At 72.9% G+C, this 12,236-nt stretch carries 11 protein-coding genes and 3 pseudogenes; 5 read left to right on the top strand and 9 right to left on the bottom strand.

Translation table 11 applies throughout. The annotated features are described in order from the left end of the window. The first annotated feature begins 364 nt into the window (after positions 1-364). Positions 365-763, top strand: coding sequence for a hypothetical protein (locus tag BJF79_RS53465; RefSeq protein WP_143220032.1), 399 nt, complete (start codon positions 365-367; stop codon positions 761-763). Next, positions 760-1,398 (top strand): DUF4132 domain-containing protein, encoded by a 639-nt coding sequence (locus BJF79_RS18880; RefSeq protein WP_075899199.1) that lies wholly within the window; start codon positions 760-762, stop codon positions 1,396-1,398. Before BJF79_RS53465 ends, BJF79_RS18880 begins: the two co-directional genes overlap by 4 nt. Before the next feature lie 7 nt (positions 1,399-1,405). On the opposite strand, the pseudogene BJF79_RS60680 reads toward BJF79_RS18880, so the two are convergent. Continuing rightward, positions 1,406-2,174 (bottom strand): annotated as a pseudogene (locus tag BJF79_RS60680) (SAM-dependent methyltransferase). A 116-nt stretch (positions 2,175-2,290) separates the two neighbouring features. Further along, positions 2,291-2,749: a MarR family winged helix-turn-helix transcriptional regulator gene (locus BJF79_RS18870; RefSeq protein ID WP_262402254.1), complete on the bottom strand. Its 459-nt coding sequence runs from the start codon at positions 2,747-2,749 to the stop codon at positions 2,291-2,293. Positions 2,750-2,863: 114 nt separating this feature from the next. Here BJF79_RS18870 and BJF79_RS18865 point away from each other — a divergent pair, with 114 nt between their 5' ends. From BJF79_RS18865 to BJF79_RS53460, 3 genes are all read left to right on the top strand, one after another. Continuing rightward, positions 2,864-3,853: an SMP-30/gluconolactonase/LRE family protein gene (locus BJF79_RS18865; protein ID WP_075899197.1), complete on the top strand. Its 990-nt coding sequence runs from the start codon at positions 2,864-2,866 to the stop codon at positions 3,851-3,853. A 56-nt stretch (positions 3,854-3,909) separates the two neighbouring features. Beyond that, the gene (locus BJF79_RS18860; RefSeq protein WP_075899195.1) at positions 3,910-4,911 is read left to right on the top strand and encodes a pirin family protein; all 1,002 of its coding nucleotides are present in this window, start codon (positions 3,910-3,912) and stop codon (positions 4,909-4,911) included. Between the two features lie 98 nt (positions 4,912-5,009). Continuing rightward, positions 5,010-5,333, top strand: a complete 324-nt coding sequence (locus BJF79_RS53460; RefSeq protein WP_075899193.1) for a PGPGW domain-containing protein — start codon at positions 5,010-5,012, stop codon at positions 5,331-5,333. Between the two features lie 92 nt (positions 5,334-5,425). Here the strand turns inward: BJF79_RS53460 and BJF79_RS18850 are convergent, their stop codons facing one another. The 7 genes and pseudogenes from BJF79_RS18850 to BJF79_RS18825 form a co-directional block, all read right to left on the bottom strand. Continuing rightward, complete coding sequence (locus BJF79_RS18850; protein ID WP_075899191.1) at positions 5,426-6,439, bottom strand: LacI family DNA-binding transcriptional regulator; 1,014 nt, start codon at positions 6,437-6,439, stop codon at positions 5,426-5,428. Between the two features lie 27 nt (positions 6,440-6,466). After that, the gene (locus BJF79_RS60675) at positions 6,467-7,078 is read right to left on the bottom strand and encodes an ABC transporter permease subunit (RefSeq protein ID WP_262402253.1); all 612 of its coding nucleotides are present in this window, start codon (positions 7,076-7,078) and stop codon (positions 6,467-6,469) included. Then, positions 6,976-7,707 (bottom strand): ABC transporter permease subunit, encoded by a 732-nt coding sequence (locus tag BJF79_RS60670; RefSeq protein ID WP_262402252.1) that lies wholly within the window; start codon positions 7,705-7,707, stop codon positions 6,976-6,978. Before BJF79_RS60670 ends, BJF79_RS60675 begins: the two co-directional genes overlap by 103 nt. Beyond that, a pseudogene (gene mmsA / locus BJF79_RS18840) lies at positions 7,704-9,244 on the bottom strand (multiple monosaccharide ABC transporter ATP-binding protein). Before mmsA ends, BJF79_RS60670 begins: the two are co-directional and overlap by 4 nt. A gap of 45 nt (positions 9,245-9,289) precedes the next feature. Then, positions 9,290-10,363, bottom strand: a complete 1,074-nt coding sequence (chvE, locus tag BJF79_RS18835) for a multiple monosaccharide ABC transporter substrate-binding protein (protein ID WP_083733574.1) — start codon at positions 10,361-10,363, stop codon at positions 9,290-9,292. Positions 10,364-10,595: 232 nt separating this feature from the next. After that, positions 10,596-11,541 (bottom strand): annotated as a pseudogene (gene sigJ / locus BJF79_RS18830) (RNA polymerase sigma factor SigJ). 122 nt (positions 11,542-11,663) lie between these two features. Continuing rightward, a complete protein-coding gene (locus BJF79_RS18825; RefSeq protein WP_075899187.1) occupies positions 11,664-12,032 on the bottom strand; it encodes an STAS domain-containing protein in 369 nt (122 codons plus the stop codon). Between the last annotated feature and the right edge of the window lie 204 nt (positions 12,033-12,236).

Raw genomic sequence — 12,236 nt, 5'->3', positions numbered from 1 at the left:
GCGTGGCGCCTTCGATGGTCGCCGCCCGCACAACCTCCGAGCCCCGCAACGCGGCGACTCCGGGGTCCCGCTGAGCCTGCGCGTCGGCTGCCCCTGGCGTGGGGCCTTCGGTGGTCGCCGAGGCCACTACCTCGGACGCCCGTGATGACCGCGTTTCGGAAGGTTCGGCGGGCGGGGGCGGGGGCGGGGTGTTGTCGGACGTCCGCGACGCCTGCGACGGCGGGTCGCTGGCGGAGTTCGGGTGGGCGTTGTTCGAAGCCTGGCAGGGGCACGGGGCGCCGCCCCGGCACGCGTGGGCGATGGCGGCGCTCGGCCTGCTCGGCGACGACGACACCGTGCGGCGGCTGGCTCCGCCGATCCGTGCGTGGCCGGGCGACGGGCTGCACTCGCGCGCGGTCAAGGGGCTGGACGTCCTCGCCGCCCTCGGCACCCCGATCGCCGTCCTGCACCTGCACGAGATCGCACGGAAGGCGAAGTACCCCGGGGTCAGGAAGCGGCGCGCGCGCTGCTCGAAGAGGCGGCGGGACGTGCGGGCGTCCCGCCCGAACGGCTCGCCGAACGCGTCGTCCCCCGGTACGGCCTCGACGGTGACGGTTCCCTGGCGGTCGACTACGGTCCGCGCCGGTTCCGCGCGGGGTTCGACGAGCGGCTCGAACCGTTCGTCGCGGACGGTTCCGGGCGCCGCCTCAAGGCGCTGCCCGGCCCGGCGCGCGCGACGACGCCGCACTCGCGGCGGCGGCGCGCCGCCGCTTCACCGCGATGAAGGCCGAGGTGCGGACGGCGTCCGCGGCCGTCGCCGACGCGCTGGAGACGGCCCTCGCCCGGCGGTACGCGTGGACGCCGGACGAGTTCCGCGCGTTGTTCGCCGACCATCCGATCGTCCGGCACATCGCCCGCCGCCTGGTCTGGACGGCCGACGGTGCCGCGTTCCGCATCGCCGAGGACGGCACGTTCGCCGACGTCCGCGACGACGCGTTCGTCCTGCCCGGCGCGGCGGCCGTGCGGCTCGCGCACCCGGTCGACCTGGGCGGCGACCTGCGGACCTGGCAGGACGCGTTCGACGACTACGAGCTCGTCCAGCCGTTCGGCCAGCTGCACCGGGACGTCCACGTCCTCACCGGCGACGAGCGCGCGTCCGGCCGGACGGAGCGGTTCGACGGCATGACGGTGCCCGATCGCGGGCTCGGCGGAATGCGGAGCCGGGGATGGACCCTCACGCGCGACCATCGCCTGATCCGCGAAGACCCCGGCGGACGGGCGGTGCTCGCCCTGGAGCGGACGTTCGACGAGGTGTGGCTCGTCCGCGGGCTGACGGTCGACGCGGCCGATCCCGCGCTCGCGTCGGAGGCCGTCGCCGACGTCGTGCGGCTCGTCGGCGCGGCGGCCCGGCAGGCGTGACGCCGGGTCAGGGTTTGCGGCCGACGCCCGCCATCAGCCAGCCGGACGGCGGGTCGTAGGGGCGGTCGGGACGCCACTCCGGTGCGGGGACGAGCCCGGGATCGACGAGGTCGAGGCCCTCGAAGAACCCGGCCAGGCGGGACGCGGGGCGGAACTCGACGGGGAAGCCGAGCAGCTCGACGATCTTCGCGTGCCGGTCGAAGTCGGCGGCGGTGAGCCGGTCGGACGCCAGGTCGCAGATCACGAGGTGGCTGCCGGGCGCCATCGCGTCGCGGAAGGCCCGCACGACGCCGTCCGGGTCGTCGGCCTCGGGGATCTGGTCCAGCATCGCGATCATCAGCACCCCGACCGGACGGTCGAGGTCGATGACCGCGGTGAGGTCGGGGTCGGCGAGGACGCCGGGCGCGCCGCGCGTCGCCGCGCACGGCGGCCGCGGTCGGCACGGCGTGCAGCAGCGACTGGTAGTGGACGACGGCGACCGGGTCGTGGTCGACGTAGACGGTGCGGGCGTCCGGGTCGGTCCGGTGGGCGAGTTCGTGCACGTTGCCCTTGCCGGGCAGTCCGCAGCCGACGTCGATGAACTGCCGGACGCCGGCGTCCAGCAGGTACCGGACGGCGCGGCGCATGAACTTGCGGTTCTCGCGGGGCAGCAGCCGCGCGACGCGGTGCAGGGCGAGCGCGGCCATGGCGGCGTCGCGGTCGGGGCCGTAGTTGTCCTTGCCGCCGAGCGAGTAGTCGTAGATCCGGGCGCTGGCGGCGCCGGGGTGGTCGAGCATCGTGATCACCTCGACGAGTGAGCGGGGCGGGGGTCGAGGAACGGGGGCTTCGCAGTCTAGGTCATCGTGATCACGGTGTGCACGCTCCGCGCAACGGAATGTGCCGGTTCGTCTTGTCAGTCCGCGACGGGACGGGACGCGCGGTCGGCGTCGAGGAACGCGGTGCAGCGGCCCAGCAGTTCGATCAGCGATTCGCGTTCGGCTTCGGTGAACTCGGCGGCGAGCCCCCGTTCGACCCGGACGGCCCGTTCGTCCGCGTTCGCGAGCACGGCCTCGCCTTCGGCGGTCAGCCGGGTCTCGAGGATGTTGCGGTGCCACTCGTGCGGCGTGCGCTCGATCAGTCCGCGCTCCTGCAGATTCCTGAGCACGGTGTTCATCGTGGGCGGCGTGACCGAGCAGGCCCGCGCCAGCGCGGCGGCCGACATGCCCGGACTGTCGGCCAGTTTCAGGAGCGCGGCGTACTGCGGCACCGTCAGCCCGCTCGGCTTCAGCGCCGCGTGCTTGGCGGCGTTGAGCGCCTGCTCGGCGCGCTTGACGTGGTGGCCGATCCGCTCCGGGGCGGGCATCGAGGTCATTCGCGCATGGTATCCGCGCGGGACGGCCGTCCTCGAACGTGAGACCGTTGACAAGCATTAGAGCTCTAACTACTGTATCGACGCGTTCGAATAGATCACTACATATGGAGAACGATGTCCCGCCTGTACCGTTCCGCCGCCGTCGCCGCTCTCGCCGCGATCGCCCTCCCGGCCGCCGCCCCGTCCGCCGTCGCCGCACCGGCCGCGCCGCACGTCCGCGTGACCACGGCGTACGAGCTGCCGGGCGACCGCGTCTACCCGGAGGGCATCGCGGCCGACCCCCGCACCGGCGTCCTGTACGCGGGCTCCTTCGGCGACGGCACCGTCTACCGCATGTCCGGCCGCGACCGCGTCGCCGAGGTGTTCCTGCCCGCCGGGGCCGACGGCCGCGACACCGCGAACGGCCTGGAGATCGACCGGCGCGGCCGCCTCTGGGTCACCGACTCGAACACCGGCGTCGCGGTCTACGACGCCGGTACCCGCCGCCTCCTCGCACGCTTCGACCTGCCCGGGGACGGGCCCGGCTTCGTCAACGACCTCGCGATCACGCCCGACGGCACCGCCTACCTCACCGACAGCCTGCGCGCCGTCGTCTACCGCGTCGCCCCGCGCGACCTCGCCGCGGCCCGCGGCGGCCGCGCCGACCTGAAGCCGTACGTCGACATGGGCCCCGCCCTGGAGCCGTACGAGCCCGGCGCCTACACCCTCAACGGCGTCGTCGCGGGCCCGCACGGCCGCTACCTCCTCGTCGTCGACTCGACCGGCGGCGACCTCTACCGCGTCGACACCGCGTCCGGCGCGGTCGCGAAGGTCGCGCTGCACGGCGGCGACATGGAGCTGGCCGACGGCCTCGACCTGCGGCACGGCCGCCTGTGGGCCGCCCACAACGTGAGCGACGCGATCACCCGCTGGCGCGTCTCCGCCGACGGGCGCGCCGCGTGGCTGCGGCGCCGCGTCGTCGACGCCGAACTGGACGCGCCGACGACGCTCGTCCGCGTCCGCGGCACCCTCTACGTCGTCCGCTCCCAGTTCGACGAGGGAGGCCCGCTCGGCTCCGGCACCCCGGAGACCCCGTTCACCGTCGCGGCCGTCCGCGGCCTCTGACGGCCCGGGGCGGCGGGGCGGTAATCTCCGGGACATGGCGATGGGGGGAGCGGTTCGTGAGCAACGTTGAGGAACGACCCGTCGAGCAGGACGTCTGCTCGGCCGACGCGGCCGTCGCGGCCGAACCGGACCTCGAACCGCTGCACCCGCGCGACGTCCCGCTGGGCGGGCCCCGCGCGATGCGGGTCGGGCGCGTCCTGCCCAACCGGGACCGGCGGTTGGTCGGCGCGTGGTGCTTCGCCGACTCCTACGGCCCGGAGGACATCGCGGGCCGCGAGGGGATGCAGGTCCCGCCGCACCCGCACATCGGGCTGCAGACCGTGACGTGGCTGGTCGAGGGCGAGGTGCTGCACCGCGACGGGCTCGGCAGCCGGGCGCTCGTCCGGCCCGGCGACCTGTCGCTGATGACCGCGGGCCCCGGCATCGCGCACTCCGAGCAGTCCCCGCCGGACCATTCGCCGGTGCTGCACGGCGCCCAGCTGTGGGTCGCGCTCCCCGAGGCCGCCCGCAGGACCGCGCCCGCGTACGAGTTCCACACCGACCTGCCCCGCCTGGACGTCCCGGGCGCGGACGTCACCGTGTTCATCGGCGACATCGCCGGGGCCGCGTCGCCCGCCACCGTGCACTCGCCGCTCGCGGGCGCCGCGCTCGCCCTCGACGCGGGCGCCCGGCTCCGGTTGCCGCTGGTGCCCGGGTTCGAGTACGCGGTGCTCGTCCTGTCGGCGGCGGCGACCGTCGAGGGCCGCGAGGTGCCCGCGGGCGACATGCTGTACCTCGGGCGGGGACGCACCGAACTCGCGCTCGCGGCGGACCGTCCGGCGCACGCGCTGCTCCTGGGCGGCGAGCCCTTCGCCGAGGACCTCGTCATGTGGTGGAACTTCGTCGGCCGCAGCCACGACGACATCGTCGAAGCCCGGACGGACTGGGAGCGCGAGCGCGCGGACGCGCCCGCCAACTCCCGTTTCGCGCCCGTCACCGGCTACGACGGCCCCGCGCTGCCCGCGCCCGCACTGCCCAACGCGCGCCTCAAGCCGCGGCCCCGCTACCACCGGCACTGAGTGGCACTCGTCACATTCGGGTGGTGATCGGGCGCATCCGGCCGGTTCCGTGCGTCATACGACACAAGGACCGTTCCCGATGCTCCGCAGGAGGCCATGTGACCACCGCCGCGCCGCACCGTCCCGCCCCCGAGACCACGGCGGACGCGCCGACCGGCATCCCGACCGAGACCGCCGCGAACGGCGCGTCCCCGGCCCCGCGGCGGCGGCTGCGGCCGGTGCGCAAGATCGCCGTCGCCGTCGCCGGGACGGTGGTGATCGCCGCGGGCATCGTGATGCTGGTGATCCCCGGCCCGGGCGTGGTCGTCATCCTCGCCGGCATCGGGCTGCTCGGCACCGAGTTCCCCGCCGCCAAGCGCGTCAGCGACCGCGCCTACGGCTACATCAAGGCCGCCTGGGCGAAGATCCGCCGCAAGGGCTGACCCCGGCGCGGCCCGACACCGCATCGGGCGCATGGAAAGGGCGGCGGCCCGGCCGGGCCGCCGCCCTTTCCATGCCTTCGGCGCCTCGATCGTCAGCCGGCGGGGCCGGTGCTGCGGCGGATCACCAGTTCGCTCGGCACCACGCCGGGCGGCTCCGGCGGCGGGCCGTCCGGGTCGGTGAGCTGGGCGACCAGCAGTTCGACGCAGTGCCGGCCGAGGGCCGCGAAGTCCTGCCGGACGGTGGTGAGCGGCGGGGTGAGGAACGCGGCCTCCGGGATGTCGTCGAAGCCGATCACGCTGACGTCCTCGGGCACCCGCCGGCCGCTCTCGTGGATCGCCCACAGCAGCCCGAGCGCGATCTGGTCGTTGGCGGCGAACACCGCCGTCACGTCCGGGTCGGCGGCCAGCACCCGGCCGCGCTCGTAACCGGAGCGGGCGCTCCAGTCGCCCGGCGCGCAGCCGGGGACCTCGGCGCCCGCCGCGGCGAGCGCGTCCCGCCAGCCGCGGGTGCGCTCGGTGGCCTCCGACCAGTCCGCCGGTCCCGGCAGGTGGTGGACGGTGCGGTGCCCGAGGCCCAGCAGGTACCGGGTGGCCTCGCCGGGGGCGCGGTAGTGGTCGGCCTGGACGGTCGGGACGCCCGCGGGCGGCCCCAGCAGGACCGTCGGAAGGTCGCGGGGGAGATGCCCGACCGCCTCCTCCGGCGGTACGTGCCCCGGGATCATGATGAGCCCGTCGACGCCCTGGTCGCGGAACCGGTCCACCGCCCCGGCGACCGTGCCGCGGCCGGCCGACCCCAGCCCGGCCACGCTGGTGAAGAAGTCGGCCTCGCGGGCGTGCCGCTCGATCGCCGCGATGATCGACGCGGGGCCGTGCAGGGCGGTGTCGAAGCTGACGACGCCGAGGGTGCGCGACCGTCCGGTGGCCAGCGCCCTGGCCGCCGCGTTGGGCCGGAAGTCCAGCTGCGCGGCGGCGGCCAGGACCCGGTCGCGGGTCTTGGGGCTGACCATCGGATGGTTCTTGAAGACCCGGGAGACCGTCTGGTGCGAGACCCCGGCCAGCCGGGCGACGTCGCGCAGCCCCGGGCGCGTGGGTGGCGTGGCGGTCATGTCACCCCGAAGATACCGGCTCGCCGCTCACCGGGCCGTGCCACTGCGCCGCTTCGTCCAGATGTCGAACGCCACGGCGGCCAGCAGGACGAGCCCCTTGATCAGCATGACGCGCTCGCTGGGCGCGCCGAGCAGCGACATCCCGTTGTTGATCACGCCCATGATCAGGCCGCCGGTGATGGCCCCGATGACCTTGCCGACGCCGCCCTGCACGGCCGCGCCGCCGATGAACGCCGCCGCGATGGCGTCCAGCTCGAACATGTTGCCCGCGGTCGGGCCCGCCTGGTTGAGCCGCCCGGCGAACACGATCCCGGCGACCGCCGACAGCACGCCCATGTTCACGAACAGCCAGAACGACACCGACTTGACGTTCACGCCCGACAGCCGCGCCGCCAGCGGGTTGCCGCCCATCGCGTAGATGCGCCGCCCGAACACCGACCGGTTCGTCAGCGTCGTGTAGGCGAGCACCAGCGCGCCGAGCAGCACCAGGACCCACGGCAGGTTCTTGAACCGCGCGAGCTGCACCGCGATGAACATCACCACGACGACGGCCAGCGCGTTCTTCGCCGCGAACACCGCGATCGGGTCGACCTGCTGCCCGTACCCGATGCGGCCCTGCCGCCGCCGCCAGCCGAGCACGACGAACCCGCCGACCAGGGCCAGCGCCACCAGCAGCGTGAACAGGTCGCGCCGCCGAGGAACCCGAGGCCGATGTTGCCGAGGTAGCCCGACAGGAAGCCGTTGGCGATCGTCCGGACGTCGTCGGGGAACGGGCCGATGCGCTGGTTGTCCAGGACGGTCAGCGTCAGCGCCCGGAACATCAGCATCCCGCCCAGCGTCACGATGAACGCCGGGATCCCGAAGTAGGCGATCCAGTAGCCCTGCCACGCCCCGATCGCCGCCCCGGCGAGCAGGGTCAGCGCCAGCGCCAGCGGCCACGGCACGTCGTGGTTCACCATCAGGACGGCCGCGATCGCGCCGGTCAGCGCGACCACCGACCCCACCGACAGGTCGATGTGCCCGCCGATGATCACCAGGATCATCCCGATCGCCAGGATCAGGATGTAGGAGTTCTGGACGATGATGTTCGAGATGTTCCCGGGCGACAGCAACTGCCCGTCGGTCAGCACGGCGAACAGCGCGACGATGACCGCGAACGCGATGTAGATCCCGCTCTGCCGCAGGTTGACCGGCAGGCCGCGCCCGGTCTTCGGCGGCTCGGCCGCCGGCGGAGAGACGGCCTCCCCGGCCTTGGCGACGCTGCTCATGGACTGGCCTCCTCGGTCTGTGTCATGTACTGCATCAGGCGCTCGGGCGTGGCGTCCGCCCGCGACACCTCACCGGTGATCCGGCCCGCCGCCATCGCGTAGACGCGATCGCAGATCCCGATCAGCTCGGGCAGTTCGGACGAGATCACCAGCACCGCCTTGCCCTGCTCGGCCATCGCGTTGATGATCGAGTAGATCTCGTACTTCGCGCCGACGTCGATGCCGCGGGTCGGCTCGTCCAGGATCAGGACGTCGCGTCGGTGAACATCCACTTCGACAGCACCACCTTCTGCTGGTTGCCGCCGCTCAGCTCCCCGGCCGCCGACAGGACGCTCGGCGCCTTGATGTTCATCTCCTTGCGGAACCGCTCGGCGACCTCGAACTCGCGGTTGTCGTTCACCCAGCCCGCCCGCGCGAGCTTGCCGAGCCCGGCCGCCGACACGTTCCGGGTGATGCTCTCGATGAGGTTGAGGCCGTAGGTCTTGCGGTCCTCGGTCGCGTAGGCCAGGCCGTGGCCGATCGCCTCGCCGACCGTCCGGACCCGCACCCGCGCGCCGTCCTTGAACGCGCGGCCGGTGATCCGGTCGCCCCAGCTGCGGCCGAACACGCTCATCGCGAGCTCGGTACGGCCCGCGCCCATCAGTCCCGCCAGCCCGACGACCTCGCCGCGGCGCAGGCTGAGCGCGGCGCGGTCCACCACGACGCGGCCCGGCTGGGTGGGGCTGTGCACCGTCCAGTCCTCGATCCGGAACACCTCCGCGCCCACGTCGTGGACGCGTTCGGGGTAGCGGTTGCCGAGGTCGCGGCCCACCATCCCGGAGATGATGCGGTCCTCCGACACCTCGTCGCCGTGCATGTCGAGCGTCTCGATCGTCCGCCCGTCCCGCAGGATCGTCGTGGAGTCGGCGATCGACCGGATCTCGTTCAGCTTGTGCGAGATGATCACGCAGGTGATGCCGTCCGCGCGCAGCCCGCGCAGCAGTTCGAGCAGGTGCTGGGAGTCGGCGTCGTTCAGCGCCGCCGTCGGCTCGTCCAGGATGAGCAGCCGCACCTCCTTCGAAAGCGCTTTCGCGATCTCGACGAGCTGCTGCTTGCCGACGCCCAGGTCCATCGCGGGCGTCACCGGGTTCTCGTGCAGCCCCACCCGCTCCAGCAGCGCGGCCGCGTCGGCGTTCGTCCGGTTCCAGTCGATCAGCCCGAACCGGCCGCGCCGCTCGTTGCCGAGGTAGATGTTCTCGGCGATCGACAGGTACGGGCTCAGCGCCAGCTCCTGGTGGATGATCACGATGCCGCGCCGCTCGCTGTCGCGGATGCCGGAGAACCGGCACGGCTCGCCGTCGAACTCGATCTCCCCGCTGTAGTCGCCGTGCGGGTAGACGCCCGACAGGACCTTCATCAGGGTCGACTTCCCGGCCCCGTTCTCGCCGCAGATCGCGTGGATCTCACCGCGCGCGACGTCCAGGTTCACGTCCTGCAGGGCCTTGACCGCGGGAAAGGTCTTGGTGATCCCGCGCATCCGCAGTATCGCGTCCGTCATGCTCCTCCTTCCGGGGGGACGCCGGCCGCGCCCGCCCCGGCGCCGCTACTCCAGGTCGCCCGCGGTGTAGTAGCCGCTGTCGACGAGCACCTTCTGGTAGTTCTCCTTGGTGACGATCACCGGCTGCAGGAGGTTGGACGGTACGACCTTCTCGCCGTTATTGTAGTCCTTGGTGTTGTTGACCGGCGGGTCCTGGCCCTTCAGGACGGCGTCGGCCATCTTCGCCGTGACCTCGGCGAGCTTCCGGGTGTCCTTGAAGATCGTCGAGTACTGCTCGCCCGCGATGATCGACTTGACCGAGGCGACCTCGGCGTCCTGCCCGGTGACCACCGGGTACGGCTGGGAGTCGGTGCCGTAGCCGTTGGACTTCAGCGCGGACAGGATGCCGATCGACATGCCGTCGAACGGGGACAGCACGCCGTCGACCTTGGCGCCGTCGCGGTAGTTGCGCGTGATGAGGTCCTCCATGCGCGCCTGCGCCCGGGCCGCCTCCCAGCGCAGGGTCGCCATGGGCTCGAACTCGGTCTGGCCGCTCTTGACGACCAGGGTGCCCTTGTCGAGGTAGGGCTTCAGCGTGTCCATCGCGCCGTTGTAGAAGTACTTGGCGTTGTTGTCGTCGGGCGAGCCGGCGAAGAGCTCGATGTTGAACGGCCCCTTCTCGTCGCCCTCCGAGCCGTCCGCCTTCTTCAGGCCCAGCCCGACCAGCAGCGACGTCGCCTGCTGCACGCCGACCTGGTAGTTGTCGAAGGTGGTGTAGTAGTCGACGTTGGGGGAGTTGAGGATCAGGCGGTCATAGGAGATGACCGGGATGTCCTGGTCGGCGGCCTTCTGCACCTGGGTGCTGAGGGCGGTCCCGTCGATCGGCGCGATGATCAGCAGCCGGGCGCCCTTGGTGATCTGGTTGTCGATCTGGTTGGCCTGCGTCGGGATGTCGTCCTCGGCGTACTGGAGGTCGACCTTGTAGCCGAGCCCCTCCAGATGCTTCTTCACGTTGTCGCCGTCGTGGATCCACCGTTCGGACGAGCGGGTCGGCATCGTCACGCCGATCAGCGCGCCCTTCACGGGCTGGTTCGCCTTCTCCTGGTCGACGGTCTTCTCGCTGGAGCCGCACGCGGTCATACCGAGCGCGAGCCCGATGCCCAGCGCCAGTGTGACGAGCTTCCTTGGCTTCACGTCTCACCTCGGGGGTGTGCCGGATGGTTCGGCAGCCCACACTGTTACCGGTCACACCAGCATGTCAAGACCCCGCTGTGCTCCGCATCACAACCGTGATCCGACGGTCACCGGACGTCGCGTCCCCGGGGAGGCGGCCCGCCCGGACCGCCTCCCCGGCCTGACCGGCGCGAAGCCGTCAGCCGTCCAGCCCGGTCGGGTCCAGCGCGGTCAGGTCCAGCCGGGCGAGCCGGTCGGGATCGGCCAGGATGTCGATCGCGACGATCCGCGCGCCGGAGACGGTGAAGCCCATGATCGAGAACAGTTCGCCGCCGACGGTGTTCACCAACCCCGGCGCGCCGTTGACCAGCGCGGGACGGACGGTCGCGGTGGTCGCCATGCGCCGGAAGGTCGCGGCCTGCCCCACCACCTCCCGGGCGCCCCGCAGGACCTTCATGCCGCCGGACGCGAGCGTCCCGGCGTCGGCCCGCAGCACGACGTCCGGATCGAGGACGGCCAGCAGCCCCGCGATGTCGCCGCCGCGCGCCGCGGCGAGGAACGCGTCGACGACGCGGCGCCGGGCGACCGGGTCCGGGTCGGGCGCCGGTGCCGCGCCCTGGACGCGCCGCCGGGCGCGGCTGGCGAGCTTGCGGGCCGCGGCCGGGGGTGCGGTCCACGATCGGGGCGATCTCCTCGAACGGCAGGCCGAACATGTCGTGCAGGACGAACGCCAGCCGCTCGGCCGGGTTCAGCGACTCCAGCACCACCAGCAGCGCCAGCCCCACCGAGTCGGCCAGCAGCGCCTGCTGCTCGGGATCGTGCCGCTCCGCGCCGGGGACGTTCGCGCCGGCGTCCGCGCCGGTCCCCTCGGCGCCGACGACCGGGTCCGGCAGCCGCGCCTCCAGCGGGGTCTCGCCGCGCATCCGGCGCGACCGCAGCATGTCCAGGCACACCCGGCCGACGACCGTGGTCAGCCATCCGCCGAGGTTGTCGATGTCGTCGCCGTCGGCGCGCGCCAGCCGCAGCCACGCCTCCTGGACGGCGTCGTCGGCCTCGGCCAGCGAGCCGAGCATCCGGTACGCGACCGCCTTCAGGTGCGTGCGGTGCTCCTCGAACCGGCCGGCCAGGAAGTCGTGCTCGTTCATCGTCGCCCTCGTTCTCGGTGCTCGAAGCGGTGCCGTCACGGCGATGACGAACGCGACGCGCCCGATGTGACCGGATCGTCCAGACTTTTCCGGGCCTTTTCGGTTCCGCTGTCGCGGCGCCGTCAGGACAGCGTGTCCTCGCCGCTCCGGATGACGGTGATCGCGGTGTCCACCGAGGAGTAGATCGGGAACAGGCGGGTGAGCCCGGTGGTGCGCAGCACCTCGCGGATCCGGGGGTTCACCGCGGCCAGGGAGAGCGTGCCGGTGCCGCGCAGCAGCGGGAAGATCCCGGCGAGGACGCTGAGCCCGCTGGAGTCCATGAACGACACCTCGGTGAAGTCCAGCACGAGGTGGCGGGCGCCGTCGCCGAGCAGCGCGGCCAGGTCGTCGCGCAGCCGGGCGGCGGTGGATATGTCCACGTCTCCGGTGAGGCTCACGACGGCCAGATCGGCGTGGGTCGGATGGAACCGGCTTTGCACGGTCAGGGCCATGGTGCTCAGACTGTGCCCGCTGCGCTCGCGGCCATTCCTCGTCAGGTGTTCTTGGCCGACGGGCGGCGGCGCGGCCTGCGGCCGGGCTCGGAACCGGACTTGGCCCCCTGCGCGTTCCCGCGCCGGCGGCCGTCCTTCGCCGCCCGCTGCGGGCCGCCTCCGGAAGCACCGCCCGAGGCGCCGCCGGAAGCGCCGCCGGAACCG

It is taken from the genome of Actinomadura sp. CNU-125 (genome assembly GCF_001942465.1).
Taxonomy (GTDB): Bacteria; Actinomycetota; Actinomycetes; order Streptosporangiales; family Streptosporangiaceae; genus Spirillospora.
The sequence above is the reverse complement of the archived record's forward strand: the minus strand, read 5'-3'. Positions and strand labels throughout refer to the sequence as shown.